Origin of the sequence: Actinoallomurus acaciae (assembly GCF_042429965.1) — a bacterium.
GTDB classification, from domain to species: Bacteria; Actinomycetota; Actinomycetes; order Streptosporangiales; family Streptosporangiaceae; genus Actinoallomurus; species Actinoallomurus acaciae.
The window spans coordinates 1-25,488 of record NZ_JBHLZP010000050.1 but is presented as its reverse complement, the minus strand read 5'-3'; the positions used below and the strand labels follow the sequence as shown (position 1 = coordinate 25,488).

The 25,488-nt window shown below is 70.5% G+C and carries 26 protein-coding genes and 1 pseudogene; 13 read left to right on the top strand and 14 right to left on the bottom strand.

The features are described from left to right. The first annotated feature begins 122 nt into the window (after nucleotides 1-122). Nucleotides 123-515, top strand: a complete 393-nt coding sequence (locus tag ACFFNX_RS09800; RefSeq protein ID WP_378198280.1) for a VOC family protein — start codon at nucleotides 123-125, stop codon at nucleotides 513-515. A 100-nt stretch (nucleotides 516-615) separates the two neighbouring features. Here ACFFNX_RS09800 and cynS read toward each other — a convergent pair whose 3' ends face one another. Genes cynS through ACFFNX_RS09785 form a run of 3 tightly spaced genes read right to left on the bottom strand, consistent with a single transcriptional unit; the run spans nucleotide 616 to nucleotide 2,933 of the window. Continuing rightward, on the bottom strand, nucleotides 616-1,059 hold the full coding sequence (gene cynS / locus ACFFNX_RS09795) for a cyanase (protein WP_378198278.1): 444 nt from the start codon (nucleotides 1,057-1,059) through the stop codon (nucleotides 616-618). A gap of 60 nt (nucleotides 1,060-1,119) precedes the next feature. After that, nucleotides 1,120-2,316, bottom strand: a complete 1,197-nt coding sequence (locus tag ACFFNX_RS09790; protein WP_378198276.1) for a GDSL-type esterase/lipase family protein — start codon at nucleotides 2,314-2,316, stop codon at nucleotides 1,120-1,122. Between the two features lie 47 nt (nucleotides 2,317-2,363). Next, nucleotides 2,364-2,933: a TetR/AcrR family transcriptional regulator gene (locus tag ACFFNX_RS09785; protein ID WP_378198274.1), complete on the bottom strand. Its 570-nt coding sequence runs from the start codon at nucleotides 2,931-2,933 to the stop codon at nucleotides 2,364-2,366. Nucleotides 2,934-3,189: 256 nt separating this feature from the next. Here ACFFNX_RS09785 and ACFFNX_RS09780 point away from each other — a divergent pair, with 256 nt between their 5' ends. Both ACFFNX_RS09780 and ACFFNX_RS09775 read left to right on the top strand, forming a co-directional pair. Then, on the top strand, nucleotides 3,190-4,233 hold the full coding sequence (locus ACFFNX_RS09780; RefSeq protein ID WP_378198272.1) for a sigma-70 family RNA polymerase sigma factor: 1,044 nt from the start codon (nucleotides 3,190-3,192) through the stop codon (nucleotides 4,231-4,233). After that, the gene (locus tag ACFFNX_RS09775; RefSeq protein WP_378198270.1) at nucleotides 4,230-4,940 is read left to right on the top strand and encodes a DUF899 domain-containing protein; all 711 of its coding nucleotides are present in this window, start codon (nucleotides 4,230-4,232) and stop codon (nucleotides 4,938-4,940) included. The genes ACFFNX_RS09780 and ACFFNX_RS09775 overlap by 4 nt, the downstream gene beginning before the upstream one ends. A 12-nt stretch (nucleotides 4,941-4,952) precedes the next feature. Here the strand turns inward: ACFFNX_RS09775 and ACFFNX_RS09770 are convergent, their stop codons facing one another. Beyond that, nucleotides 4,953-5,828, bottom strand: coding sequence for an MBL fold metallo-hydrolase (locus tag ACFFNX_RS09770; protein ID WP_378198268.1), 876 nt, complete (start codon nucleotides 5,826-5,828; stop codon nucleotides 4,953-4,955). A 106-nt stretch (nucleotides 5,829-5,934) separates the two neighbouring features. On the opposite strand from ACFFNX_RS09770, the gene ACFFNX_RS09765 reads away from it, so the two are divergent. Next, nucleotides 5,935-6,360 carry a MarR family winged helix-turn-helix transcriptional regulator gene (locus ACFFNX_RS09765; RefSeq protein ID WP_378198266.1) on the top strand — a complete coding sequence of 142 codons (426 nt, stop codon included), beginning with the start codon at nucleotides 5,935-5,937 and terminating at the stop codon, nucleotides 6,358-6,360. Between the two features lie 7 nt (nucleotides 6,361-6,367). On the opposite strand, the gene ACFFNX_RS09760 is transcribed toward ACFFNX_RS09765, so the two are convergent. The 3 genes from ACFFNX_RS09760 to ACFFNX_RS09750 all read right to left on the bottom strand — a co-directional run bounded on the left by ACFFNX_RS09760 (nucleotide 6,368) and on the right by ACFFNX_RS09750 (nucleotide 8,529). Beyond that, nucleotides 6,368-6,829: a hypothetical protein gene (locus ACFFNX_RS09760; RefSeq protein WP_378198264.1), complete on the bottom strand. Its 462-nt coding sequence runs from the start codon at nucleotides 6,827-6,829 to the stop codon at nucleotides 6,368-6,370. 123 nt (nucleotides 6,830-6,952) lie between these two features. After that, nucleotides 6,953-7,708 (bottom strand): SDR family oxidoreductase, encoded by a 756-nt coding sequence (locus tag ACFFNX_RS09755; RefSeq protein ID WP_378198262.1) that lies wholly within the window; start codon nucleotides 7,706-7,708, stop codon nucleotides 6,953-6,955. Between the two features lie 5 nt (nucleotides 7,709-7,713). After that, entirely contained in the window at nucleotides 7,714-8,529 is an 816-nt protein-coding gene (locus ACFFNX_RS09750) for an alpha/beta fold hydrolase (protein WP_378198260.1), read from the bottom strand. A gap of 107 nt (nucleotides 8,530-8,636) precedes the next feature. Between ACFFNX_RS09750 and ACFFNX_RS09745 the strand changes: the two genes are divergently transcribed. Beyond that, entirely contained in the window at nucleotides 8,637-9,965 is a 1,329-nt protein-coding gene (locus ACFFNX_RS09745) for an aminotransferase-like domain-containing protein (protein ID WP_378198257.1), read from the top strand. Nucleotides 9,966-10,001: 36 nt separating this feature from the next. On the opposite strand, the gene ACFFNX_RS09740 is transcribed toward ACFFNX_RS09745, so the two are convergent. From ACFFNX_RS09740 to ACFFNX_RS09725, 4 genes are all read right to left on the bottom strand, one after another. Continuing rightward, nucleotides 10,002-10,757: an SDR family NAD(P)-dependent oxidoreductase gene (locus ACFFNX_RS09740; RefSeq protein ID WP_378198255.1), complete on the bottom strand. Its 756-nt coding sequence runs from the start codon at nucleotides 10,755-10,757 to the stop codon at nucleotides 10,002-10,004. A gap of 116 nt (nucleotides 10,758-10,873) precedes the next feature. After that, nucleotides 10,874-11,350, bottom strand: coding sequence for a MarR family winged helix-turn-helix transcriptional regulator (locus ACFFNX_RS09735; RefSeq protein WP_378198253.1), 477 nt, complete (start codon nucleotides 11,348-11,350; stop codon nucleotides 10,874-10,876). Nucleotides 11,351-11,546: 196 nt separating this feature from the next. Continuing rightward, entirely contained in the window at nucleotides 11,547-12,236 is a 690-nt protein-coding gene (locus ACFFNX_RS09730) for a hypothetical protein (RefSeq protein ID WP_378198251.1), read from the bottom strand. After that, nucleotides 12,233-16,558, bottom strand: a complete 4,326-nt coding sequence (locus ACFFNX_RS09725) for a WXG100-like domain-containing protein (RefSeq protein WP_378198249.1) — start codon at nucleotides 16,556-16,558, stop codon at nucleotides 12,233-12,235. The genes ACFFNX_RS09730 and ACFFNX_RS09725 overlap by 4 nt, the downstream gene beginning before the upstream one ends. 417 nt (nucleotides 16,559-16,975) lie before the next feature. Between ACFFNX_RS09725 and ACFFNX_RS09720 the strand changes: the two genes are divergently transcribed. The 7 genes from ACFFNX_RS09720 (at nucleotide 16,976) to ACFFNX_RS09690 (ending at nucleotide 21,636) form a co-directional block, all read left to right on the top strand. Beyond that, complete coding sequence (locus tag ACFFNX_RS09720; RefSeq protein WP_378198247.1) at nucleotides 16,976-17,824, top strand: oxidoreductase; 849 nt, start codon at nucleotides 16,976-16,978, stop codon at nucleotides 17,822-17,824. Next, nucleotides 17,824-18,438, top strand: a complete 615-nt coding sequence (locus ACFFNX_RS09715; RefSeq protein ID WP_378198245.1) for a TetR/AcrR family transcriptional regulator — start codon at nucleotides 17,824-17,826, stop codon at nucleotides 18,436-18,438. Before ACFFNX_RS09720 ends, ACFFNX_RS09715 begins: the two co-directional genes overlap by 1 nt. 206 nt (nucleotides 18,439-18,644) lie before the next feature. After that, complete coding sequence (locus ACFFNX_RS09710; RefSeq protein ID WP_378198243.1) at nucleotides 18,645-19,376, top strand: dienelactone hydrolase family protein; 732 nt, start codon at nucleotides 18,645-18,647, stop codon at nucleotides 19,374-19,376. Nucleotides 19,377-19,481: 105 nt separating this feature from the next. Continuing rightward, nucleotides 19,482-19,892 carry a YciI family protein gene (locus tag ACFFNX_RS09705; RefSeq protein ID WP_378198318.1) on the top strand — a complete coding sequence of 137 codons (411 nt, stop codon included), beginning with the start codon at nucleotides 19,482-19,484 and terminating at the stop codon, nucleotides 19,890-19,892. After that, on the top strand, nucleotides 19,889-21,034 hold the full coding sequence (locus ACFFNX_RS09700; RefSeq protein ID WP_378198241.1) for an RNA polymerase sigma factor: 1,146 nt from the start codon (nucleotides 19,889-19,891) through the stop codon (nucleotides 21,032-21,034). The genes ACFFNX_RS09705 and ACFFNX_RS09700 overlap by 4 nt, the downstream gene beginning before the upstream one ends. A gap of 71 nt (nucleotides 21,035-21,105) precedes the next feature. Next, nucleotides 21,106-21,339, top strand: coding sequence for a sigma factor-like helix-turn-helix DNA-binding protein (locus tag ACFFNX_RS09695; protein ID WP_378198239.1), 234 nt, complete (start codon nucleotides 21,106-21,108; stop codon nucleotides 21,337-21,339). A gap of 93 nt (nucleotides 21,340-21,432) precedes the next feature. After that, entirely contained in the window at nucleotides 21,433-21,636 is a 204-nt protein-coding gene (locus ACFFNX_RS09690) for a DUF6596 domain-containing protein (RefSeq protein WP_512699847.1), read from the top strand. A 558-nt stretch (nucleotides 21,637-22,194) separates the two neighbouring features. Here ACFFNX_RS09690 and ACFFNX_RS09685 read toward each other — a convergent pair. From ACFFNX_RS09685 to uppS, 3 genes are all read right to left on the bottom strand, one after another. Beyond that, complete coding sequence (locus tag ACFFNX_RS09685; RefSeq protein ID WP_378198237.1) at nucleotides 22,195-22,920, bottom strand: dienelactone hydrolase family protein; 726 nt, start codon at nucleotides 22,918-22,920, stop codon at nucleotides 22,195-22,197. Between the two features lie 325 nt (nucleotides 22,921-23,245). Then, entirely contained in the window at nucleotides 23,246-23,638 is a 393-nt protein-coding gene (locus ACFFNX_RS09680) for a hypothetical protein (RefSeq protein WP_378198235.1), read from the bottom strand. 34 nt (nucleotides 23,639-23,672) lie between these two features. Then, nucleotides 23,673-24,443, bottom strand: coding sequence for a polyprenyl diphosphate synthase (uppS, locus tag ACFFNX_RS09675; RefSeq protein ID WP_378198234.1), 771 nt, complete (start codon nucleotides 24,441-24,443; stop codon nucleotides 23,673-23,675). A 369-nt stretch (nucleotides 24,444-24,812) separates the two neighbouring features. On the opposite strand from uppS, the pseudogene ACFFNX_RS09670 reads away from it, so the two are divergent. Further along, a pseudogene (locus ACFFNX_RS09670) lies at nucleotides 24,813-25,488 on the top strand (hypothetical protein); the annotation flags it as partial.

Below are 25,488 nucleotides of genomic sequence, written 5' to 3'. Positions count from 1 at the left end.
ATTCCTCCGTCTCGGCCTGTCATACCGATTGACCGGCGAACCCACGCCGATGTGACATCCGGGCCCGGACGTCCGGCCTGCCGGTTCAAGCGGCGAACACACCGACATCACAGGAGAGAACCATGTCACTGCGAGTGAGTGCCATCATGCTCGGCGTCAAGGACCTGACCCGCGCCAAGAAGTTCTACGCCGAAGCCCTGGGCTGCAAGATCGACAAGGACACCCGCAATTTCGTCTCCCTGAGCCTGGGCGAGGGATCCCCGCAGCTGGCCCTCTACGAATGGGACGCGGCGGCACAGGACGCCGGCGTCTCCGCGGAGGGATCCGGATTCCGCGGCGCCTCGTTCCACTTCAACCCCGACTCCAGGGAAACGGTGGATGAGCTGATCCGCAACGCGGCGGCCGCCGGCGGCAGCGTGGTCAAGGAGGCGGCCCCCGCCCAGTGGGGCGGGTACTTCGGGTACTTCAGCGACCCGGACGGCTACCTGTGGAAGGTCACCACCTACGCCTCCTGACCCAGGGACCGGCCCGGGCCCTCGCTCCCTGGGCGAGGGCCCGGGCGCGGCCTGAGCAACGCCGGCCGGCGGGCCGCCGGTGCCGTGCCCACGCGGCCGGTCACCACTGGTACGGGAGGAACTTCCCGTCCAGCGTCACCACGACCCGGTCGCCGGCCGGGTCGGGGACGCGTTCGACGCCGAAACGGAAGTTGATCGCGCTCATGATGCCGTCGCCGAACTCCTCATGGATCAGCTCCTTGAGCGTCGGGCCGTAGACCTGGAGCACCTCGTAGAACCGGTAGATCGTCGGATCCGTCGGCACGGCGCCCTCCAGCGCCCCGCGGGTCGGCTGAAGCAGCAGCGCCTGCCTGACGTCGTCGCCGAGATCCAGCAGCGCGACCGCGGCGTCGGCCTCGGCGGCGCTCATCGGCTGCTGACCGAGCAGCGCCGACGTCGTCCACGCCACCGGCCGCCCGACCGCCTCGGCGAGCTGCGCCCAGGTCAGTCCCAGCCGTGCCTTGGCCGCGCGTACCGCCTCCGCGGCCTCCTTCTTGGTCACCATGACACCTCTCCCGCCTTCGTCACCTGGCGGGCAGGGTAACCGGCGAAGATACCGCCCGTGTTACACGGCAGGTCGGCTCGGCGGGCCGGCCGAGGCGGCGAACGGACCACCGGCGCCGAACACGAGCCGCGCGAAGTTCTCGCCGATGCGGCGGTGTCCCGCCGGGTCGGGGTGGAGCTCGTCGGGCAGCGGCAGCTCGGCGTAGTCCGCCTCGCCGTAGAGGTCCCGGCCGTCGAGGTGATGCAGAGCCGGATCGTCGGCCGCGCGCTGTTCGACGATCCGGGCGAGCTCGGCGCGGATGACGTTGAGCGTCAGGCGCCCGGCGGGGATGTCGGCCGGGTCGCCCGTGGCCTTGAACCGTACGGTCCCGTCGCCGAAGTCGGGCGCGAGCGGGCCGGGGGTGTCCTCGTGGACCGGGCACAGGATGGCGGAGACCACCAGCAGCGGCGTCTTGGGATGCCCCTCGCGGATGGTGTCGAGGAAGCCGTGGACCGCGGGGACGAAGGCGCGCCGGCGCATCACGTCGGCGTTGACGACATTGATGCCGATCTTGATGCTGATCAGGTCCGCGGGGGTGTCCCGCATGGCGCGTGCGGTGAACGGGTCGAGCAGCGCGCCGCCGCCGAACCCCAGGTTGACCAGCTCCACTTCTCCCTGGGCGGCGGCCAGGGCCGGCCAGATGGTGGTCGGCCCGGCGGCGTTCGAGCCGTGGCTGATCGAACTGCCGTGGTGCAGCCACACCCGGCGCCCGCCGGCCGGGGCCGGCTCGACCGGGGCGTCGGTGCGCAGGACGGCCAGCTCGGTGGTCTCCGTGTGCGGAAGCCAGATCTCGACGTTCTTTTCATGCGCGGGCAGACCGGTGAACCGGGCGGTACCGGGAGGCCCTTCGCGCAGCTCGACGGACTGGGTGGCCATGTCGACCGTACGGAGCCGGCCGCCGGTCACCGTGGCCTGGGCGGCGAGGCGGCCGTCGACCAGCAGGTCGTACACGCCGTCCGCCGGGGCCGGGAGTCCTCGATAGGCCCGCTTGGTGGGCAGCGTGTCCAGTTCGACGGTGGTGGCCCGGGTGCGGAACGCCAGCCGTACGCCGGACGGCTGGGCCTCGGCCATGGCCAGCTGGTCGTCGGGGATCTGCTGGCGAGCCTGCGCGGGCAGCCGGTGCGGCAGCAGCCCGTACGCCGTGTGCTCCACGTCGAGGGCGCCGCGCAGGATGTCAGTGGTGATGGGCGTGGTGACCCAGGGGTGTTCGGTGTTCATCGTCTTTCCGGATTGTCGAGGTGCGCCGGTCGCGGCACCTTTGACGGTCAGGGTGTGGTCCAGCCCCGCAGCAGGGCGTCGAGGGAGTCCACGATCCAGGCCCAGGACTCCTGCGGGTCGACGGGGGTGTGGCTGAAGCCTCCGCCCAGCTCCAGGCTGACGTAGCCGTGGAAGACGCTGCCCAGCATCCGGACCGCGTGTGTCTGGTCCGGCTCGGTCAGGTCGTAACCGCGCAGGATCGCCCGCGTCATCTGCGCGTGCCGGACGCCCGCGCTGGAGGCCGCCGTCTCGGGGTCGAGCCGGAGCTGCGCGGCGGCGTAGCGGCCGGGGTGCTCACGCGCGTAGTCGCGGTAGACGTCCGCGAAGGCGGCCAGGGCGTCCTTGCCGGCGCGCCCGGCCAGCGCGGCGGCGGCCCGGTCGGCGAGTTCCTCCAGGGCGAACAGGGCGATCCTGGTCTTGAGGTCCTGGGAGTTCTTCAGATGTGAGTACAGGCTCGCGACCTTGACGTCGAACCGCCGGGCGAGCGCCGAGACGGTCACCTGGTCGAAGCCGACCTCGTCGGCCAGCTCCGCCCCCGCCCGGGTCAGGCGTTCCACGCTCAGTCCCGCTCGAACCATGATGATCCTCCCCTCCAGCTACAGGCATTATGCATCTACCTAATCCTTTTAGGCAAATGCTTAAGGGTTGTCGGCGGCGGGGGTCCGGGTGCCGCTCGACCGATTCCTTTCGGCGCGCCGCCGAGTCGATAGGTGTGACGGAACTCGGAGTCGACCAAGAGGGAGCGACCATGACAGAGGTGACGGGGACTCGGCCGGGCGACCCGGTACAGATCGTCGAGCTCGCCACCACGCCCGCGACCGGACGATGACCCAGATGAGTCACACCGTCGATGACCCGGCCGTGCCGCCGGACAGCGACGCCTTCGCGCGGCTGACCCAGCCCTACCGGCCGGAGCTCCTGGCCTACTGCTACCGCATGCTCGGTTCGGCGCACGACGCCGAAGACCTCGTCCAGGAGACCTATCTGCGCGCGTGGCGCTCGTACGGGGCGTTCGAGGGCCGGGCGTCACTGCGCACCTGGCTCTACCGGATCGCGACCAATGTCTGCCTCACCGCACTCGAGCACCACAAGCGCCGACCGCTGCCGTCGGGTCTCGGCGGTCCCGCCGACGACCCCGGAGGTCCGCTGGCGCCGCCACCCGAGGTGACCTGGCTACAGCCGTTCCCCGACCGGCCGGCCCGGGCCGGCTCCGAGGATCCCGCCACGATCGTCGCGGCGCGGACGAGCCTGCGGCTCGCCCTGGTCGCCGCCCTGCAGTACCTGCCCCCGCGCCAGCGCGCCGTCCTCATCCTGCGCGACGTGCTGGCGCTGCGTGCGGCGGAGGTCGCCGAGTTGCTCGGCGTCTCCGTCCCCGCGGTCAAGAGCGTCCTGCAACGCGCTCGAGCCCAGCTCGGCCACGTGGCGCCCTCCGAGGACGCCACGACCGAGGCCTCCGACGCGCGCCGGAGGGAGCTTCTGGACCGCTGGGTCGCGGCCTTCGAGAACGCCGACATCACCGCCCTCATGGACCTGCTCACCGAGGACGCCGTCCTGGAGATGCCGCCCACCCCGACCTGGTTCGCCGGCCGCGAGACCGTCGGCCGGTTCTTCGGGTCCAGGGTCCTCACCGCGCCCGGCATCTTCCGGATGGTGCCGACCGCGGCCAACGGGCAGCCCGCGGCCGCCATGTACGAACGCCGCCCGGACGGCGTCCACCACGCACACGCCGTAATGGTCCTCTCGGCCACCGACGCGGGGATCACCCGGATCGTCGCGTTCCGCGACCCGGGCCTGTTCGAACTCTTCGACCTCCCCCAGACGCTCGACCCCGCCCCGGCGGGTCCGAACCCCGATGTTCCCCCAAGGAGAGAACCATGACTTTTCCGCAGGTGGTGTCCCGCGAGGACTGGCTGGCGGCCCGGCTGAAGCTCCTCGCCCAGGAGAAAGACGCCATGCGGGCGCAGGACGCGGTGACCGCGCACCGCGCCGAACTGCCGATGGTCAGAATCGACGAGGACTACGTGTTCGAAGGCCCGGCCGGCGAGGTGCGTCTGGCCGACCTGTTCGAGGGGCGCGGCCAGCTTCTCCTGTACCACTTCATGTTCCACCCGGACTGGGAGGACGGCTGCCCGAGCTGCTCGTTCACGATCGACAGCGTGGGGCGCCTGGAGCACCTGCACGCCGAGGACACCACGCTCGTGCTCGTCTCCCGCGCGCCGTTCGCCAAGCTCGAGGCGTTCCGGACGCGGATGGGCTGGACGGTCCCGTGGTACTCCTCCGCCGGCAGCGACTTCAACCACGACTTCCACGTGACGAACGACGAATCCGTCGCTCCGGTCGAGTACAACTACAAGGACAGGGCGACCCTCGAACGGGAGGGCGTGACGTACCGGTTGCACGGCGACGGGCAGGGCCTGAGCGTCTTCGTCCGGCAGGACGACACCGTCTTCCACACCTACTCGACGTACGGGCGGGGCACGGAGGTCCTGATGACCACCTACCACTGTCTCGATCTGACCCCACGCGGCCGGCGGCGCTACGTCAACGAGTTCCCGCACCACGACACGTACGGCACCGCAAGATGAGCCGCCGGTTCGTCAGGCGACCGGGACCCAGGTGAGCCCGCCGGGGCCGCGCTCGGCGCGCCCGAAGACCACGTCCGCGAAGTGGCCGCCATAGCCGATGGTGCCGGGGCGGCTCAGCTCTTCGACCAGGCGGCGGCGGTGCGCGGCGGATCCGACGGGATCGTGGTCCAGCCCGCACGACCATTCGGGGTGGGCGACCTGGACCGGTGAGTGCAACGCGTCGCCGAACGCGATGAGCCGCCGGTCGCCCCCGCTGACGGTGTACGCGGTGTGGCCGACGGTGTGCCCAGGCGCGAACGCGGCCCGTACGCCGGGGAAGATCTCCTCGCCGTCCCCGATCGCGCGGACCCGGGGCGCGAAGGCGGCCAGGCGTTCCCCGGTCGCCCCGCCCCCGGCGGCCAGGTCGCGTCGCTCCCACTCCGGCGCCGCGACGAAGTGGGGGGCGTGCGCGAAGGGCGGCGCGCCGGTGCCGGGCTCGTTGCTCCAGGCCCAGCCCAGATGGTCGGTGTGCAGGTGGGTGATGGCGACGGCCTCGACCCGGCGCGGCTCGCGGCCAAGCCGGCGCAGGCCGTTCAGCAGCTCACCGCCGTACAGCCGTCCCACCAGCGGGTCGGCCGGGTCGTCGGGGTGGGACCCGGGTCCGAACCCGGTGTCGATGAGCAGCGCCCGGTCGCCCCGCTCGACGAGCAGCGCGCCGATGCCGGCGACCAGGAAGCCGTGGTCGTCGAGGTGGTCGCCGTGGCCGGTCCAGTCGGCGGCGGGCAGCCAGCCGCGCGGCTTGAGCCGGACCAGTCCGTCCGGAACATAACTGATCGTCAGGTCGCCCAGGCGGAGCGAACGAGGGCGCGGCGCACGGCTCAGCCGCGTACGGTCGAAGGCGGTCGTCATGGTCCTGCCTCGTGCTCGGGGGACGCCGCCGGGCGGCGGCACGACCGGAACATTACAACTGTAATCATTCTAATTGCAATTATGCGAGTTGCAGTAGAATCGGCCCGTGACCGCGGAGCCCGAGACCCGAGCCCAGGCCGACCGGCAGCTGTGCGGGCTGGTCAACGGCCTGGCCAAGCAGATCGAAGCCCACCTTCGGGTCCGTGCGGCCACCCTCGGCCTGACCGCCTCCCAGGGCATCGCGCTGCGTGAGCTGACCGGCCCCATGACCCTGCGCGAACTCGCCGACCGGATGAGCTGCGAGCCCTCCAACGCCACGTTCGTCGCCGACCGCCTCGAAGAGCAGGGCTACCTCGAACGCCATCCCCACCCCGGCAACCGCCGGGCCAAACAGCTCATCCTGACCCCCGAAGGCGCCGCCCTCCGCGAACGCCTCCTCGACCTGCTCTCCGAGGACTCCCCGCTGGCCCCCTTGTCCGGCGACGAGCAGGACGCCCTGCGGCACCTCCTCGCCCGGGCCCTCATCCGCTGACGAGGTCTCAGCCGCTCTGCCACGCCTTGAAGCCGGGACCGCTCAGGACGACGATCTCCGGATCGCGCTCCTTGTCCGTGTGGGCGCGGTTCGGCACTCCCGGCACGAGCGCCACCGTGAAGCCCGCGGCGTACAGCACATTCGCCAGCGCGCGTTCCATGGCTCCGGTCGCCGCGCGTTCGAGGTGGACCATCGGGTGATGAGGATGGTCGACCCCCAAAGAGCCGGTCTCACCGTCGAATCCCGTTTCGGCGCACCAGCTCACCTTCACATGGCCGCCGTATGTGGAAATGTGATAGCCGCCGGCGTGGCTGTCTTCGGGGATGCCGACGAGCCGGAACAACTGGCGGATATCGCGGGCGAGCGCCTCGGCCCTGTCTTCACGTGAGGTGGCAACCATGGCCGGAACCGTACCGTCGCCACAAGAATCAAAGCGACGCCGCCGGGTCGCCCACGCGAAGATCTCCACCAGAAGGCCTTTGCGACGCATAATGCGAAATCGAATGGACGATTCGGCCGCTGGTCGAGCAGTGATTCCCGCCGCCACAAGAGGTTTCCGGCGAAGTCCTCACTCGGCCCGGCCCGAACGAACTCAGGGCGTGCGGTGCACCTGGAACGGCGCGAAGCTCTGGGCGACCGGCATGAGTTCGATGACGTTGATGTTGACGTGCGCCGGGAGCGACGCCGCCCAGGACACGGTCTCGGCGATGTCGGCGGGGCCGAGCGGCCGCATTCCGGAATAGACGGCCCGGGCCCGCTCCCGGTCGCCACCGAACCGTACGGTCGAGAACTCCGTGTCCCCGCACATGCCGGGCTCGACGCAGGTGACGCGGACGCCCGTGCCGTGCAGGTCGCTCCGCAGGTTCTGGCTGAACTGGTGCACGAACGCCTTGGACGCGCCGTAGACGTTGCCGCCGGGATAGGGGTAGGTCCCGGCGACCGAACCCACGTTGACCACGTGTCCCCGGCCGCGGGCCACCATGCCGGGCAGGATCGCCCGGGTGCAGTACAGCAGGCCCCGGCAGTTGGTGTCGAGCATCTGGTCCCAGTCGTCCAGGTCGGCGTCTTGGGCGCGTTCGAGTCCCCTGGCGAGGCCGGCGTTGTTGACCAGCAGGTCGATCTCGGCGAACTCGGCGGGCAGGGTGGCGACCGCGCGCTCGACCGCGGCCCGGTCCCGTACGTCCAGTTCGAGGGGGTGGACGGTGCCCGGGTGGTCGGCCGCCGTCTTGGCGAGCAGGTCCGCTCTCCGCGCCGAGGCGACGACGCGGGCGCCGTCGGCCGCGAGGCGGCGGGTGATGGCGGCGCCGAAGCCGGTGCTGGCGCCGGTGACGAACGCGGTCATGGCCATGGGGCTCACTGCCCTCCGGGGATCGAGTCGAGGAACGCGCTCAGCGCCTCGTTGAATTCGGCCGGCGCTTCGAGGTTGGGCATGTGCGCGGCGCCTTCGACGATGACGAGCGTGGAGTCCGGGATGATTTGGTGCATGAGACGGGCGTCGCCGATCGGCGTGAACTCGTCTCCGTCGCCGACGACGATGAGCGTGGGCACGCGGACGCGCGAGAGCGACGCGACGTAGTCGGGACGCTCGGCGCGGCCGCGTAGCGCGGCGGCCGCTCCGTCCGGGGACGTTCCGCGCATCATCCCGAGCACGTGCTCGGCCACGGCGGGCGACCGCCGGATGTTCGCGGGCGCCACCATCTTGGCCAGCACCTCCTCCGCGTAGCCGCCCATCCCCTCCTGGAGCAGCCGGTCGGCCATCGCGTTGCGGGCCCGCCTGCCTTCGTCGGTCTCCGCCTGCGGGGCGGTGTCGGCCAGCACCAGCCCGCGGAGCCGGTCCGGGAACAGGCGATGAAACTCCATGACGATCTGCCCGCCCACGGACAGGCCGCCGAGGACGATCTGCTCGACTCCGAGATGGTCGAGAAGACCGGCGATGTCCCGGGCGAAGGTCCGCAGCGGCGTCCTGCCCGGCACGACTGTGCTCCGGCCGTAGCCGCGCAGGTCCGAGACGATCACGCGGCGCCCATGGCGGCCGACGTGCTGGACCTGGGGTGCCCACATCGAGCGGTCGAAGGGGTGGCCGTGGACGAGCACCAGTGGCGGCCCGGTGCCCTCGGGGTTGTGGTCGTCGTAGGCGATGGTGATCCGCCCATTGATGAAAGTGCCCACCGCATGCATCTCCTGGTCGGCCCGGCTTGACGGCTCGATGCTATTGGGAGCAATATCTCGGTGCAATAGAAGAATTGCACTCGTAGCAATGTCGGGGCGGGGATGGGATGGACGACTACCGGCGGATCGCGGACGCGCTCGCGGCACAGATCGTCTCCGGCCGGCTCCGGCCCGGAGACCGGCTACCGCCGCAGCGGCAGTTCGCCCGCAGGCACGGCATCGCCGGTTCCACCGCGGCGCGGGTGTACGGCGAGCTGGTCCGCCGCGGCCTCGCGGTCGGAGAGGTGGGACGCGGCACGTTCATCCGCGCCGCCGCGCCGTCGAGCGAGCCGGCACTCGCCGAGCCGGCCCGGGCACGGGTGGACCTGGAGCTGAACTTCTCCCTGCCTCCGGAGCAGCCCGCGCTCCTCGCCGCGAGCCTGGGCGGAATGCTGCGTCCCGACGTGCTGGCGGATTCGCTCGCCCCCATGGGCGCGGCGGGCACGCGGGCGGTACGCGAGGCGGCGGCCGCGATGCTGTCCCGTGCGGGCTGGAGCCCCGATCCCGGACGGCTGCTGCTCGCGGGCAACGGGCGGCAGGCGATCGCCGCCGCGCTCGCCGCCCTGGTCCCGGCCGGTGACCGCGTCGGCGTCGAAGAGCTGACCTACCCGCTGGTCAAGGGCATCGCCGCCCGCCTCGGCATCACACTGGTGCCACTCACCATGGACGAGCACGGGGTGCTCCCGCAGGCCATCCGATCGGCCGGGCCGCTCCGTGCGGTCTACCTCCAGCCGACGCTGCACAACCCGCTCGGTGTCACGATGCCCGAGCGGCGGCGCGACGAGATCGCCGCCGCCATCCGCGATCTCGGGATCTACGCGGTCGAGGACGGCATCTACGCGTTCCTGCGCGACGACCCGCCGCCGCTGGCCGCGTTCGCGCCGGAACACGTCATCGTCGCCGACAGTCTGTCCAAGCGAGTCGCCCCGGGTCTGACCGTCGGGTTCGCGGTGGCACCGGAGGCGATCGGCGACCGGGTCGCCTCGGCGCTGCGCTCGGGCGGCTGGACCGCGCAGCGATTCGCGGTCGAGGCCGCGACGCGATGGCTCACCGACGGCACGGTCGCGACCCTCCAAGAGATCAAACGTGGCGACGCGGAGACACGCCAGCGGCTCGTCCGCGAGCATCTCGCCGGGTTCGCCGTCGAGGCCGATCCGCAGGCCTTCCACTGCTGGTGGCGGCTGCCCGACCCGTGGCGGGCCGACACCTTCGTCGCGGCCGCGGCCCGCCGTGGCATCGCGGTCACCCCCGGCGCGGCCTTCACCGTCGTGGTGTCCCACGCGCCCAACGCCGTCCGTCTCGCCCTGTCGGCGCCGCCGCTCGACACTCTCGCCGCGGCGCTGGCGACTCTCGCCGCGCTGGCCAGGAGTGTTCCCGAGGACACCGAGGTCGAGTAGGGGCCCGCGGCGAGGGCGACGGTGTGGCCGCGGGCGTCACCAGGGCACCGGGCCATCTGCGCCGAAGTACCCGGCGGTCGGCCCGTCCGCGCCGAGCGTGGCCAGGCGCACCAGGACCGCGGCGCCCTGCGCGACCGTGAGGAACCCGGTGTGGTTGTTGCTGTCCGTGTCGACGAAGCCGGGGGCGGCGGCGTTGACGAGGATGCCGTCCTTGCGCAGCTCGTTGGCGTACTGCACGGTCAGCGCGTTCAGGGCGGACTTGGACGGCGAGTACGCCGCCGACGGCGGCAGAGCCGTCATCGGGCCGTCCGGATGGCTGTTGAGGCCCAGCGAGGCGGCGTGACTGCTGACGTTGACGATGCGCGGCGCTGGTGACCGCCGCAGCAGCGGCAGCAGGGCGTTGGTCACCGTGATCACACCGAAGACGTTGGTCTCGAACACCGCCCGGACCATGTCCACGTCGACGGTGCTGGGGACCTGGTCGTGGGCGTCCTGCGGCGAGACCTGCCCGGAGCCGGTGATACCGGCGTTGTTGATCAGCACGTCGAGGTGGCCGAAGCGCTCCTCGATCTGCCTCGCGACCTCCCGGACGGTGGCCGGGTCGGTGACGTCCAGGGTGACCGCGTGCACGTCGCCACCCGCCGCGCGCAGTGCCGCAGCGGCCTCCTCGCCACGCCGCGCGTCCCGGGCACCGATCAGGACCGTCATGCCCCGCGCGGCGAGTTGCTCGGCGGCCCCCCGGCCGATCCCCTTGTTCGCCCCGGTGACCAGCGCGACCTTCTGCCCGCTCATGACCAGCTCCTAGTTGTGGCTCGTTACCCCCGTCTTCGAACCCGAGACGAGACAGCCCGGCCACCTGTGACATGCGAGCGGGAGAATCCGAGGCCGAAGCCGCCTCGTGCTCCGAATCACTTCGCGTCGTGCGAGCGGGGGTGCGGCCGGTGGTGGTGGTCGGTCAGGACGGTGAGCAGGCGGGTGAGCTCGGCCCGCTGGCCGGGGGTGAGGGGGGCGAGGAGTTCACGCTGGGCGTCGGTGACGAGCGCGTCGAGGCGCTCCAGGCGACGGCGGCCGGTGGAGGTGAGGGTGATGACGTTGCGGCGGCGGTCGTCGGAGTCGGGTTCGCGGCGGACGCATTCGGCGTCGGCGAGCTCGTTCAAAACGGCGACCATGTCGCTGCGGTAAATGCCGGTGCGACGGCTGAGCTCGGCCTGGCTGGCGGCGCCGACCTCGGCGAGCGTGCTCAGCACGGCGAAGTGCCACTTGCGGGCGCCTTCGGCGGCCAGGCGCTCGCTGACGAGCCGGTCGGCGACGGCCGCGACCCCGGCGATCAGGCGGCTGGGGATGGTACGCAGCCGGGCCGGGGTGGATTCGGGGGTCGAGCTCATGAGGGTCCTCCGCCTCTTGCGTTAGTGACACTAACAGTCCTGGCGTCGTCAGTGCCACGAACGTTCGGCTGCCGATCGGCGGCTCACCGCCTTCCTGCTGCGGGCGGCGTTGTCGGCCCGCTGCCGGGAGCTGCGGATCGAGCCGCCAACGCCGGGTCCGACTTCCGCAGGGCGCACGGCAAGAACGGCATCCTGGTCAAGCTCGCGACCGCGGCGCCTGCCCTGCCGGAGGGGATCGCGGCCAGAGTAGTGCGGCGTCGGCAAGGGCCGTTCGGTGGTACGGCGGGAGCTCGTCGCCGGTCCAATACACCTCGACCTGCGGTGACTCCTCATCGATCAAGACCAGTTCGTGCTGCGCGTCACCCGTCAGCTCCCATGCCCGGACGTGCGGCTCGACCTCTACGAAGTAGACGCGTCGCGCGTCCTCCGATTCCTCGTGTGGCGCCGACCGCCAGGCGCGCCGGATCGTCATGACACCGAGATGTTCGTTCATCGCGTCGACGAGCAGGTCATCGGCGAGGTCGGCCGAGACGCGGGCCACGGCGGGCGCTCCCGGAGGCACCGGCGTGAACCGGTGATCGGTCGCGGGGACGCTCGTCGAGATCGTCAGCTGATCCGTCGCGGCCGGATCTCCTGCGGCGCCGTCGGCCAGCGCCAGGACGTACCGCAGCAGTTCCACGTCGGCGGCGGTCAGGGAGACTCTGAGCCGTGCGGCGGATCCGGTCACGGTGTCGGGGAGGTGGACCAGGTCGCTCCTGGCCAGCATGGTGCGGGTACGAGTGATCAGCTCGTCCGGAAATCGCCCGGCCAGGCGTAGCAGCAGCCGATGCAGGGCCGCGAAGACCTGCCACGCGTCGTCGCCCGGCCTCACCCGTTCAGAACTCATCCGGTCTTCTCTTGCATCAGGAAGATCTCATAGCCGTCGGGGATCTGCTCCAACTCGCCACGATCGACCATGTCCTTCGCCGTCCGGTTCACCTCTTCACGGATCCTCCTCACCATCTCGGGGTCGTGCACGCGCCGGGTTCGCGCGTGGGGCGGCAGGACCGCGCCCTGGTCCTCGGGGGACGGGGAGAAGATCGAGGTGTCGCGCGCATGGCCGCCGGTGAGGCGGTACACGATGAGCACCCGGTCGTCCGCCGGATTGCCCGCCATGGACCGTAGGGCGGTCTCCAACCGACGGCTCACGGTCACGTACTCCCGCGTCGTCACGGACGGGGACAGTAGCGATCCGTGAATCGGTGAGTACGCGGACGTCTTCGCGTCGCCGCGGTAGGCGATCACTGGATGTTCGGGAGTGCCGATCGCCGGAAGCCGCGTCATGGCGGCGTGGACCATGTCGCCGTGCCAGCACATCTCGTCGAAGAGCGACGGCGCCATCTCGCCGATCTGTGCACGGATCCGCCGCCACGCGGCACGCTGCGACCGGCGGGCCTGCCGGATCTCGGTCTCGGTTCCTCGTGCGTCTTCCGTGCGGCCCCCGGCCCGGTGCTCGTGGCGTCGCTGCTTCGCCTCCTCGACCCGGCGCGCCGCGTCGACCCAGTCCTTGGCCTCGGCCGTCAGCGATGAGGAGCCGGGTCGCTCCTGATCGGCGTAGAGGAGCGGACGCAGGGAGGGTGGCAGCGGCGGCGTGCGACCCGCCGCGACGGCGGTCAGGTGATCCGCGGTCAGGTCCTCGGCCTTCCGCGTCATCCCCTCCCGTGCGGCCGACGCACTCACACCGCCGGCCCACGGGCGCGTACGCGTCATGGCGTCGATGAGACCGTGACCGTGCCGGGCGTAGACCGTCAACGCGATCAGGTACGGCTCGGGCAGCTTCTCGCCCAGCTCGCGTACCGCGGCCGTGTCCGCGGGGTCGATCCCGTTACGGCGCAGCCAGCCGGACAGCCCCGGATCGCGCACGCTCCCGTCACGGAACTGCCGCCACAGCCGATCGGCGGTCGCACGGACCGCGTGGTCGCGCGTTTCGACGAAGCCCCCGGGGTCGTCCGAACCGGTCGCGTGCCGCAGATACCGGACCTCGTGAGGGTACAGACCGTCCGGAAGGATCCGCGTCCGCATCGTGTGCAGGTCCAGGCCGGGCAGGTTCCCGTAGAGGTCCACGGCGGTGAAGCGTCCGCCGACCTCGCCCTCCCAGAGACCGGCGATCTGCAGCCCCCGGACCGTCTCGAAGAGCGAGTGATGTCGAGAGGGCAGGAGTTTGGCCATCACCGCGCCACGGAAGAGTTTCATTCCCTCCGGGTCGAGACCGACGAGCTTCGCCGAGGCCAGCAGCCTGAACGTGGTCGCCGACACTCCATTGACCACGGGAAATCCGCCGGCGGTGGCCTGGTCGGCCCATCGCCCGCCGGAAAATCCCCATACCTTGAAACCCTCCACCCACGGCAGCGGAGTATCCGACCCCAATGGCCCGTCTTTGATGACCGATTCGGCATAAGCCTTTTCAAGTACGCCCAGGGGTGTCCCGCGTTCAGCGTAATAGCGAGCCGTCGTGACGAGACCGAGGTCCTTCTGTTCTTCGGGAGTGCGCCGACGACGTCCGGCGTTACTCTCATGCCAGTCGAGGAAGTCTCGCACGCCATGCTTGGAAAGCGTGATGATCAGGTTGCCCTCACCGAACGGATTGCGAGCGAACCGGATTCCGTTGGGATCGAACCACACCTTGCCGATCTTTCGCAGCACAAGACGGTTCACGCCGTTCAGCTGGCGCCCCATCGCTCTCACCAGGTCGACATCGAGGCCTGCGGCCGCGGCCTGTTCCCAGCGTTCGTTGTCGATGACGTCGAGCACGACTTTTCGCAAGGTGATCGAATAACGAGGGTTCGAGAAGCTCGCCTGCATAAAAGCCTCAGTCAATTCACGTACGTTACCGAACTCGAGTAGTTCGTCGACGGAGACCCGCGAGCCGACTTGCCCCGCAGATTGGGGAGCATTGTCGCGGAAGAACGCCCCTTCAACACGCTTCTCGAACTGCTCCGGAGTCTCACCCTCCAGGCGAGGCGCGAGATCCAGGAACATCTTCCTCAGTCTCTCCACCGCTGTACGGGATATGTCGAGAATGTCGGGTTGGTTGAAGTAATAAGCACCGAGCCGTTCTTCAAAGTGGATCGCTTCGGCCTCATACCCGGGATCGCGGAAGGCCCGCCCGAACGGAACGCCCACAGGATCGCGCGGGGTGTCCACCCGGCCGACGGGATCGCCCGGCCAGGCGTTGTGCCGATCGGCGTGGGTCGGCGGGTCCAGCGGTCTCGCGTGGTCCAGAAACGTTCCCGACGGATCGTCAACGGGCGTGGGATGGACGGGGGAACGCGGAGCTTCGAGACCCGTGTGCGGCCGGGGAAACGGTATCGAGCCTGCCGGGTCGCGAGCCTCGGTGTCGAGGATCGCCCCATGAGGCCGGCCGGATGGCGAGGGCGTGCCGGACAGGTCGACTCGCGGCGGCGTGTGCTCCGGTTCGGGCGTCGTCCGTGCGGTGTCATCCGGTCGCGGCAGGCTCGCGTTGGGAAGACCGTGTCGCGCCGCGTCCTGATCAGCGGCGCCTGGATCGATCGGGCGCGCCTGCTCGACCGGTACGGCGGGTGAGGTGTGGACACCGCCCGAACCGCCGGAGCCCGAGTCGTCGACGGCGTTGCCGTGAGCCGCGGTGCCGACACTGGCGCGCCCGCCATCGATGGTGGCGACGTCATCGGAGGGGCCGGCCGAGGCCTTGGCTCTTCCCTCGAACGCCGGGTCCGCCCCCGCACGCCCGCTTGCCTCTGCTCTGCTGGACGCGACCCGCTCTCGGACGGTGGGACCGGCCCGCCCGTCCGATCCCGGCTCGGCGGGCCGGGTGCCCGGGCGTTCGGCTCCAGGGGCGATCCGATCGGGCGTGGCCTCGACACCGCCGGTCAGGGCGGTAGAACCATGACCGTGAACATTCCCGGCTCCGGACGGCTGCCCGGTGTTGCCGCGCCGGAGTTCACGGATGCGGGTGATGGCCTCGCCGCCTGAGCCGATGGACGCCATGGCAAGCCCGGTCTGCCAGGCGTGTTCCAGATCCCAGCCATGCCCGGTGACCTTGTTGGTGGCCATGAGAGTCCCGGTGCCGGCGCCCCACCCGACCGCGAAGCGTGAGAATATGCCGGCCGCTCCCGGCGATTTCATCACTGCGGCCAGGCGGGCGGTGGCCGGTCCGCGGCGCAGCAGCGCAGGCAAACCCGCTCGGGCGCTCCCCATCAGCCCACCCAGCATCAGGCCCTGTCCGAACGCGTCGGCCAGCTCGCCCCAGTCACGGTGGCCGCTGAGGAAGAGCAGGTCGATCACACCCGACCCGACGGAGTAGACCCCGCCCACTGCGGACTCGAACAGCAGACGCAAGATGATCTCCAGCGCCTCGCCCTCGATCCGGATCCAAGACAACGCCATGGCCATGCCGGTCTCCAGCAACGGGCCGAGCGTGCTGACCGCGTACATCAGCGTCACCGCGAAGACCGCCGAGGCCACGAAATGCCACCGAGCGGTAACGATGGCGTCGGCGGATCGGCGGCCGTAGGCAGCGAGGTCGTCACACCGCTGCCTCAGATCCGCCAGCAGGCCGTCCGCCCCGTGCACCATCCGCGCCGCCCCCGCGAACGCGTCGGTGGCCTCTCCGAACCCGCTGCTCGTCACCCATCCTGAGTGGTGAGCGATCCGCTCGTTCACCTTATTGATGACCACGCCCAGCCCTGCCGCGCCGTCACACAACCTTTCTATCGCCGCCGGATTCCCGTCGGGCCAGGAGAATCCCAATCCGACCTGCTCGAACAGCCACAGCGCCTGACGTACGACATCAGGCGGAGGCGCGGCCGAGGGCCGGTCCCCGGCTATCGGAGGCAGCACATACTCATCGACGGCCCGCGCCGCACCCCTGGAAGAACGCGGTGGTGCCACCGAATCGCTCCGGCCGCTCAACGCCTCGATGATCGCTTCTTCGTTATCGGAATAGCGCCCACCCGTGTCGAGGAGCCCCGCCCCCATCCCCCGCAGCAGATTCACCGCCGCGGGCAGGTCCTTCAACAGGCCGTCCCGCCGCTGCACGAATCCCGCCGCTGCCGAGCCGGGGCCTCCAGAGAACAGCCCGCGTCCCAGATCATCACTGCCGAACGGCTGCCCGACGACCACATCGCAGAACAGGTCGACCTCGTCGGCCAGCCGCCAGGAGGCGTCGTCGATGCCGCGCCCCGCCCGCACCCACGCCTCGGCGAGGGCACCGAATCCCAGCATCACGCCAGCCTCCGTCCGCGCCGGGGTCTGTCCGGTCCGGGCACGGTACGGGCACCTCTCGGCTGCGGGCCCGCACCCGGATGAGGTCGCCCTCGTCAGCGACATCCTCGATGACCAGGGCCGACAGCCCCGAAAACACAGTATTCACAAGATCGTTAAGACGGCACGAGGATCATCGTGACACCTCGGCACCCTCCATCACCACCGAAAGAGCGACAGAGCCCGAAAACCGTACAGCCGCGGCGCTCCCCTTCGGCCTGGCCTGCTCGACATGGCCCTGATCCGCGACCCTCAGAATCTGCATAGCGACGATAAAAATCGACGTCGTGTAGAGTTTGAGGTGAGGGTGCGACCCGGCCCTCGCGTCTCTCCTGTGGAGGAGCAATGCGGAAACAGAACTGGCTCATCACCGGCGTCAGCACGGGACTCGGCCGTGCCTTCGCCCAGGCCGCCCTGGCCGCCGGGCACACCGTCGCCGGTACGGTCCGTTCCGAGGAGGACCTGCGGACCTTCGAAGGGCTCGAACCCGGGGACGCGCACGGCCGCATCCTGGACGTGACGGACGACGACGCCGTCTCGCATGTGGTCGCGGAGGTGGAGCGGAGCGTCGGCCCCCTGGACGTCGTCATCGCCAACGCCGGCTACGGCCTGGAGGGCACCTTCGAGGAGACCCCGCTGGCCGAGGTGCGGCGGCAGTTCGAGGTCAACGTGTTCGGGACGGTGGCCACCCTGCAGGCGGCGCTGCCCCCCATGCGCCGGCGGCGCCGCGGGCACCTGATGGCCGTCACCTCCATGGGCGGGCTCATGGCCGTGCCCGGCATGTCCGCCTACTGCGGCAGCAAGTTCGCCCTGGAGGGCATCCTCGAGGCACTGGGCAAGGAGGTCGCGCAGTTCGGGATCCATGTGACGGCGATCGAGCCCGGCTCCTTCCGTACCGACTGGGCCGGACGGTCCATGACACGCGCCGCGCGGACCATCGACGACTACGACGCGCTGTTCACCCCCATCCGGGAAGCGCGGCAGAAGGCGAGCGGGAACCAGCTGGGCGATCCGGCCAAGGCCGGGGACGCCGTCGTGCGGATCGCATCGGTCGAGCGGCCGCCGGCCCACCTCGTCCTGGGGTCGGACGCGCTGCGACTGGTCACCGCCGCGCGTACGGACGTGGACGCGGACATCCGCGCATGGGAGGCGCTCTCCCATGCGACCGACTTCGCCGAGGGCGCTCGGCTCTGATGCCCGGACACCACCCCGCGCGGGGCCGGCGCGCCGCCGAGCGCAAGGGCGATGTCCGGGAGCGGGCCATCCTCGACACCTGTGAAGCCCTGCTGGCGCAGAAGGGCTACGACGCGATGACCGTCGGCGACATCGCCCAGGGCGCCGGCATCACACGCGGCGCCCTGTACTTCTACTTCGGCTCCAAGCAAGAAGTCGTCACGGCGCTCGTGGCCCGGACCGTCGAGCACCTGTGGGAGCGGTCCCGGGCCACCGCGGAGGCCGACGAGCCGCGCCAGGCCATCGCGGCGGCCATGCGGCGCACGGTCGAGCTGTGGAACGAACACGGCCTGGTCATGCGCACGGCGATCGACCTGTCGTTGACCGTGCCGGAGATCGGCGCGCTGTGGAGCCGTACGGCCGACCTGTTCATCACGGCCATCACCGCCGTCCTGGAACGCGCCGGCGTCCAGTCCGGCACCGAACCGGAACACGCCTCGGCGATGGCGCGCGCCCTGTGCTGGATGATCGAGCGAACCTTTTACCACGCCTCGCAGGAGTCCCGCGAGGCGTTGCGGAAGGCCTCCGCCACCTGCGAGCACATCTGGCTGACCAGCGCCGGTCTGACCACCTGAACGAGCCCTTGGGCGAGTGACCATCGAGGCTGCGCGAAAACCCGTTGGCGGACCACGGCGGCCACTGCTACCTTTCCGGAGGCCGTGCCAGAGAACGAGGAGGTGGTACCCGTGAACGTATCGACATGGGTGCTCCCCTCCGGGGTCGCGGTCGGACGATAGGTCGTCCGGGAGCGCCGTTCTGAGCACTCCCGAAAGGCACGACCATGCGATTCACCTCCGAGCAGCGTTTCGACGACGGCGTCCTCGAACGCGAGTTCACCCTCGGCGAGATCCCCGGCATCCTGTGGACGCCCGCATCCGCATCCGCCCCGGCGCCGCTGATCCTCATCGGCCACCCCGGCGGGCTGCACAGGATGCGCCCCCGGCTGGTGGCCCGGGCCCGGCACTCGGTGGCCGACGGCTTCACCGCGGCCACCATCGAACTCCCCGGGAGCGGTGACCGGCCCCGCTCGGCCATCGCCGAGCAGGCCCGCGCCGACCTACGCCGGGCGCTGGAGGCCGGCGAGCCGGTCGAGGAGGAGATCGTCGACCGGCTCGTCCTCCCGCTGGCCGAAAAGGCGGTTCCGGAATGGCAGGCCGCCCTCGACGCCCTCCTTTCGCTGCCCGAGGTCGGCGGCCCCGTCGGATACTCGGGGGGACTGATCGCCATCGGCGTCCGGCTGGCGATCGTCGAGCCGCGCATCGCGGCCGCCGTTCTGTTCGCCGGGAGTTTCGTGCCTCGTACGCTGTTCGACGAGGCCCGCCAGGTCACCATTCCGCTGCACGTGCTGCTGCAGTGGGACGACGAGGCGAACGACCGGCAGGCGGCCCTGGACCTGTTCGACGCCTTCGGCACCAAGGAGAAGACGCTGCACGCCAACATGGGCGGGCACACCGGCGTCCCGCAGTTCGAGGGGGACGCCGCGGCCCGGTTCTTCACCCGGCATCTGCGCTAGCCGCCCCCGCCAGTTCGGACGGCCGCCGTGTCGAGAACGGGGCGCCGGCTCCGTCCCAGGGACGCGAGCGGCCACGACGGGGCCGCGCGACGAAGAAGGAGAACCATCATGAAGTACCTGCTGCTGAAGCACTACCGAGGTGGCCCGGCCCCCACCGTCGACTACGGGTCGATGGACCAGTGGACGCCGGAGGAGGTCGACGCGCACATGCGGTACATGCGCGAGTTCGCCGCCCGGCTGGAGGAGACGGGTGAGTTCGTCGACGTCCAGGCGCTGACGCCCGAGGGCGCGTTCGTGCGGTACGACGGCGAGGGGCGCCCACCGGTGACCGATGGTCCGTTCGCCGAGACCAAGGACCTCATCGCCGGCTGGTACATCATCGACGTGGAGTCCTGGGAGCGCGCGGTCCAGGTGGCCGGGGAGCTGTCCGCCGCTCCCGGGCCCGGCGGCGAGCCGATCCACGAGTGGCTCGAGGTCCGGCCGTTTCTCACCGAGCCGCCCACGGTGACCGAGTGAACGACTCGCTGCTGCGGGAGCTCGTACCCGCGGTGATCGGTGTCCTCGTCCGACGCGGAGCCGACTTCGCGTCGGCCGAGGACGCCGTGCAGGAGGCCCTGATCCGGGCGCTGGCCATCTGGCCGGACGACCCACCCCGCGATCCGAAGGGATGGCTCGTCGCGGCCGCGTGGCGCAAGTTCCTCGACGCCGCCCGTGCCGAGGCGTCGCGGCGGGGACGGGAACTCGCCGTGGAGGTCGAGCCCCCCACCGGCCCGGCGCCGGCCACGGACGACACGCTGCGGCTCTACTTCCTGTGCGCGCACCCCACCCTGCCGCAGGCCTCGGCCGTCGCCTTGACGCTGCGCGCGGTCGGCGGCCTGACCACGCGGCAGATCGCGACGGCGTACCTCGTCCCCGAGGCGACCATGGCGCAGCGGATCAGCCGGGCCAAGCGGCGGATCGCGGGGCTGCCGCTCGACCAGCCCGGCGATCTGGGGACGCTGCTGCGCGTGCTCTACCTCGTCTTCAATGAGGGGTACGGCGGAGACGTCGACCTGGCGGCCGAGGCGATCCGTCTCACCCGCCAGCTCGTCGCCCTGACCGACGAACCCGAGGTCGCAGGGCTGCTCGCGCTCATGCTGCTGCACCATGCGCGCCGCGCCTCTCGTACCGGCCCGGGAGGTCGCCTGGTGCCGCTCGGCGAGCAGGACCGATCGCGCTGGGACACCGGCCTGATCGCCGAGGGAGTGGCGATCCTGCAGACCGCGCTGGCCCGCGACCGGCTGGGCGAATACCAGGCGCAGGCCGCGATCGCCGCCCTGCACGCGGACGCCCGGACCGCCGCCGAGACGGACTGGGTGCAGATCGTGGAGTGGTACGACGAACTGCTGCTCCTCACCGGCAGCCCGGTGGTGCGACTCAACCGCGCGGTGGCGGTCGGCGAGGCCGACGGGCCACGGGCCGGCCTGGCGGCGCTGGCCGACGTGGCCCCCGACCTGCCCCGATACGCCGCCGTGTCGGCATACCTGCACGAACGGGCCGGCGACCTCGAGCGGGCCGCCGTGCTGTACGCCGAGGCCGCCCGCGCCGCCACCAGCATGCCGGAGCTCAACCACCTCACCCGGGAGGCCGCACGGGTACGACAGCTCCTGCGTTCGTGAGGGCGTACGGCCGAGATGTCCAAATCCCGCGTCGTACTGAGGCGAGCGAGATCGCCGACGACCGGCTGCGATTGAGCTTCACCTGCTGCCATCCGGCGCTGGACATGCCGGCCCGGGTCGCGCTGACGCTGCGTACGCTCGGCGGCCTGACCACCGGCGAGATCGCCCGCGCGTTCCTGGTCGCCGAACCGACGATGGGCAAACGCATCGTCCGCGCCAAGCGCAAGATCGCTGATGCCCACATCCCGTACCGCGTGCCCGCCGATCAGGAACTCCCGACCGCCTGCTCGGCGTCGTGTACCTGATCTTCAACGAGGGTTGTTCCGCCGGTGAGGGCGATCACCTCGTACGGGCGGAGCTGTGCGACGAGGCCCTTCGGCCGCCTCGTGTGCGCGCTGATGCTGCTCCACGACGCCCGTCGCGCCGCCCGCGTCGACGGGCACGGTCGCTACGTCGCGTTGCAGCACCAGGACCGGTCCGCGTGGGGACCGAATCCACGAAGGGCTCCGTACGCTCCAGCGTGCGGTGCGGTTCCGGCGCCCCGGCCGGTACCAGCTCCAGGCGGCGATCGCCGCGTTGCACCTCCAGACGCCCGATGGTGACCCCGAGAGCCGGGCGCGGCTCGCGGAACTGTACGGAGCACTCGCCCGCCTCGACCTTTCACCGGTGGTCGGGCTAACCACGCGACCGAGGCTCGCGTCCGGTAGTGCCCGATCCAGCCCCGCCGCGTAGGACTCTCGTGCACGGCCGTGAAACGCTCGGGCACCGAGAAAGCGACCGAATGTCTGGCGTTGAGGAGCAGCACGGCTGATGGTTGGACGTGGTGGCACCGGCCGGGTGCGCTGGAAGCAGCGCTGGCCCTCTGACTGCATACCGTTCGACTTCGGGAGTCACGCAACCGTCAACGTCTTCAGCGGGAAGGCATCAGACGCCGCCGAGCCCCCAGGAGGTGGCGGGTACCTCGACGCCGGCGTCGACCAGCTCCGCGCCGAGGGCCACGCGATCCGCAGCGAGGACGTCGCCAGGCGCTCCCCGCTCAAGCACCACAACCTCAACGGGCTCGGCCGCTACAGCTTCACCGCCAGTGTGCGACCCGGACGCGCCCGAGCTGGACGAGGACGACGACGGAGGGCAGGAGTGAGCGACAGGAGCAGACCAGATCACCCTGATATGGGCAGGCACTCGGCGAGCAGGTCGACGATGTCGCGCCAAGCCCGCTGCGCGTGCCGTGGATGGTGGCCGACGCCGGAAACCACGGCATGGTCGACCGGTGGATGGTGGAAGGCGTGCAGGGCTCCGCCGTAGACCACGAGGCGCCAGTCGACGTCCGCAGCCTGCATCTCGGCGGTGAACGCGTCCCGTTGCGCGGGCGGCATGATCGGGTCTTCGGACCCGACCCCAGCCCACACCGGGCAGCGAATGCGCGCCGCCTCGCCCGGTCGGCCCGTGGTCACTGCGTTGACTGTCCCGATCGCACGCAGGTCGACGCCGTCGCGCCCGAGCTCCAGCGCGATTGCGCCCCCGGTGCCGTAACCGATAGCGGCGATCCGGCCGGGGTCGGCCCGCGGCTCGGCTCGCAACACGTCGAGCGCCGCGTGGCCGATGCCGCGCATCCGGTCGGGGTCGGCGAGCAGCGGCATGCAACGGGCCAGCATCTCTTGCGGGTCGCCCAAATAGCGCCCGCCGTGGATGTCGAAGGCCAGCGCCACGTATCCCAGCTCAGCCAGGGCATCGGCCCGGCGGCGCTCGACGTCACTGAGCCCCAGACCTTCGGGCCCGATCAGGACTGCGGGCCGGCGCTCGACACCGGCGGGGAGCGCGAGGTGCCCGATCATCGTCAGGCCGTCAGCCGGGTATTCGACCGTACGCGTTGTAACCGTCGCCATGAGACTGGACCATAGTGATCACCGAGCCCGGCCGACCCGGTGTTCACCGCCGGCAGACAGCGGCGTCGATCCAACCAGATCCGATGGTGATTGATGACAGGGGCTGGCGATGGACAGGTAGCGGCGGCGGGTGTATCGCAGGTCGTCCTCGGTGTGGGGATGGTCGCCGGCGGCGACCGCGCGGATGCCGGTTCCGGTGGCATGGGCGTAGATCAGCAGTGGCAGCCGCCCGAACAGTTCCTGGGGGCCAGGTGGTTCTGGGTGCCGGCTGGGGTGAAGACGTTCAGACAGGCGGTACGCAGGTACGTCTCGGTCAGCATGTCCATCAGCGGGACCCCCACCGGGCCCGGATCGCCGCCTTTGAATCGCGCCGCTCTTGCGGTCGGAGATCTTCAACCAGGCCGAGCCCTTGCCCAAGGGCATCATTCAGCGCAGACAGTTCGGCATCCATCTCCTCGGCCAGCTCAGCGGTGAACCGCTTCGGATCCAAGGGCCTGCGGAACTTGCCGTAGTTCTCGACGCAGCTGGCCTCGAAGTCCCTGGGCAGGTCGTCGTCGGAGTTGCGCCGCTTCTCCGCGCCGATGACCCGTACAACCGAGCTTGTCCCGCAGCGTCTGGAACACTCCGCGCTCGTACATGCTGCACAGGATGCGGTGGCGGCATGGGGCAGCCCGACCAGCAGGTCAGAGCTTGGCCACTTCCAGGCCGGGGAACTCATCGATCACAGCGACGCGGGTTGGCATCCCCGCAGTTCAGCCGCCGAAGCGCCGTTGCCTGGCAGCGAAACTGCGCAAGGCGCGAAGGAAGTCGATCTCGCGGAAGGCGGGCCAGTAGGCCTCGCAGAAGTACAGCTCCGAATACGCGCTCTGCCAGAGCAGGAAGTTCGACATTCGCTGTTCGCCGCTGGTGCGGATCACCAGATCCGGGTCGGGCTGCCCTGCCGTGTAGAGATGCCGCGCGATGTCGTCCATCGTCAGAACCGACGCCACCTCGGTCAGGGAATCACCGGCCTCGGCACGCTCGTGAAGGTGCTCGCGCAACGCGTCGATGACCTCCTGCCGGCCTCCGTATCCGACTGCGAGCGTGACGTGTGCTCCGGTCGTGCAGGTGCGTGTCGCCTCGACCGCCTCCTTGAGGGCACGGGCCGTGGTGTCCGGTAGCACGTCCAGCATCCCGGCGACGTGGACCTGCCAGCGAGCGTCCTGCCGCGTAAGCCGGTCCGTCGCCATCTGCTCGATCACCTGCATCAGGAAGGTGACCTCCGCATCACCGCGGCGTTGCAGATTCTCCGTGGAGCAGAGGAACACGGTGACGTGTTTGATCCCGACGGACTCGCACCAGGTCAAGACGTTCTCGGCGTGTTCGGCGCCGTACTTGTGGCCCAGGCTCGGATTGGCCATGCCCATCTGCCGGGCCCAGCGGCGGTTGCCGTCCATGATCAGCCCAACGTGCTGCGGCAGCGGCCCTGCCGTGACCTGTCGGCGTAGACGGCGAGCGTAGAGCTGGTGAAGGGGATTGGTCATGTGCACCTTCCGTTGACGCCCTTGGCCGGGCGGCTTCGTTCCTGCGACGAATCTGCGGCTGGGTCCTCCCAAGAGACTCGTCCCGCCTCGTGGGGACTCCGCCCTCAGCGTCCGGGACAACAGCCTCCCATCCACACGAGGCAGCGCCACGACGGCTCCCGCCAGATGATCTTGACAGAGTGCGCACAGGGCTCACATCGGATCGGTTGAGCCAGGACACGGGGTCGCTGAGCCTTGGACGACCCGTCGCCGCGCAAGTGAATGATAAGAGTCATTCTCATCTACTCCCTACTCTGGAGCCACATTGAGTTTCGCGTTTTATCTTACGAGTTTCGAGTAACACGAAACATAATCTGCTAGTTTTCGATCATGGCTGATGCCGCAACGAACACCGAGGAACCCGCAGTCGCCCGTCGCGCGGGCGACGGCGACCCCTCCCCCGCGCTCACCGCCGGTGCCTCCGGTGAGGAAGAAGGGACCGAAGCTCCGCACGGGCGGTGTCAGGTCTGCCGGGCTCCGCTGCCCGAACCGGTCCGTCGCGCCGACGGCCGGTACAAGGGCGGCCGTCGGCGCCTCTACTGCCCGGCGCCCAAGGACTGCAAGGAACGGGCGCAGGCCATGCGTGACGCGCGGGTCGCCGAGGCGCTCGGTGATCCGCTGCGGCTGGTGACGGCCGTCGCGGACGAGGCCGTTCCCGTGATGGGTGAGGTCCAGGCGATCCTGGCCAGGGCGATCGAGGGCTTCGCGGCGATCACCGACGTCACCAGCGTCCAGGTCGCCGAGGTGAAGGCCGACGCCGAGGCGGCCCGGCAGGAGGCCGAGGCGGCACGCCGTCAGACAGAGCAGGCCGAGGAACGGGCTTCCGACGCGACGGCTCGCAGCGAACGGGACCGCAAGGCCCGCGCCGACGCCGAGACGGAGGCCGCTCAGGCGCGCGCCGAGGTGGCCGAGACCAGGCAGCGGGCCGCCGAGACGGTGGCCGCGCATCAGCAGGCCAGCGAGCATGCCGAACGCGCCGCCACGCTCGCGCGCCAGGCCGAGCAGT

Excerpts from the sequence above, each read along its gene's own strand:
- ACFFNX_RS09710 (WP_378198243.1), top strand. The coding sequence starts at position 18,645 with ATGCGATTCACCTCCGAGCAGCGTTTCGACGACGGCGTCCTCGAACGC.
- ACFFNX_RS09685 (WP_378198237.1), bottom strand. The coding sequence starts at position 22,920 with ATGGCGACGGTTACAACGCGTACGGTCGAATACCCGGCTGACGGCCTG.
- ACFFNX_RS09715 (WP_378198245.1), top strand. The coding sequence starts at position 17,824 with ATGCCCGGACACCACCCCGCGCGGGGCCGGCGCGCCGCCGAGCGCAAG.
- ACFFNX_RS09720 (WP_378198247.1), top strand. The coding sequence starts at position 16,976 with ATGCGGAAACAGAACTGGCTCATCACCGGCGTCAGCACGGGACTCGGC.
- uppS (WP_378198234.1), bottom strand. The coding sequence starts at position 24,443 with ATGACCAATCCCCTTCACCAGCTCTACGCTCGCCGTCTACGCCGACAG.
- ACFFNX_RS09785 (WP_378198274.1), bottom strand. The coding sequence starts at position 2,933 with ATGGTTCGAGCGGGACTGAGCGTGGAACGCCTGACCCGGGCGGGGGCG.
- cynS (WP_378198278.1), bottom strand. The coding sequence starts at position 1,059 with ATGGTGACCAAGAAGGAGGCCGCGGAGGCGGTACGCGCGGCCAAGGCA.
- ACFFNX_RS09800 (WP_378198280.1), top strand. The coding sequence starts at position 123 with ATGTCACTGCGAGTGAGTGCCATCATGCTCGGCGTCAAGGACCTGACC.
- ACFFNX_RS09740 (WP_378198255.1), bottom strand. The coding sequence starts at position 10,757 with ATGAGCGGGCAGAAGGTCGCGCTGGTCACCGGGGCGAACAAGGGGATC.
- ACFFNX_RS09770 (WP_378198268.1), bottom strand. The coding sequence starts at position 5,828 with ATGACGACCGCCTTCGACCGTACGCGGCTGAGCCGTGCGCCGCGCCCT.
- ACFFNX_RS09690 (WP_512699847.1), top strand. The coding sequence starts at position 21,433 with ATGCTGCTCCACGACGCCCGTCGCGCCGCCCGCGTCGACGGGCACGGT.
- ACFFNX_RS09775 (WP_378198270.1), top strand. The coding sequence starts at position 4,230 with ATGACTTTTCCGCAGGTGGTGTCCCGCGAGGACTGGCTGGCGGCCCGG.
- ACFFNX_RS09780 (WP_378198272.1), top strand. The coding sequence starts at position 3,190 with ATGAGTCACACCGTCGATGACCCGGCCGTGCCGCCGGACAGCGACGCC.
- ACFFNX_RS09745 (WP_378198257.1), top strand. The coding sequence starts at position 8,637 with ATGGACGACTACCGGCGGATCGCGGACGCGCTCGCGGCACAGATCGTC.
- ACFFNX_RS09790 (WP_378198276.1), bottom strand. The coding sequence starts at position 2,316 with ATGAACACCGAACACCCCTGGGTCACCACGCCCATCACCACTGACATC.
- ACFFNX_RS09755 (WP_378198262.1), bottom strand. The coding sequence starts at position 7,708 with ATGGCCATGACCGCGTTCGTCACCGGCGCCAGCACCGGCTTCGGCGCC.
- ACFFNX_RS09735 (WP_378198253.1), bottom strand. The coding sequence starts at position 11,350 with ATGAGCTCGACCCCCGAATCCACCCCGGCCCGGCTGCGTACCATCCCC.
- ACFFNX_RS09730 (WP_378198251.1), bottom strand. The coding sequence starts at position 12,236 with ATGAGTTCTGAACGGGTGAGGCCGGGCGACGACGCGTGGCAGGTCTTC.
- ACFFNX_RS09680 (WP_378198235.1), bottom strand. The coding sequence starts at position 23,638 with ATGAGTTCCCCGGCCTGGAAGTGGCCAAGCTCTGACCTGCTGGTCGGG.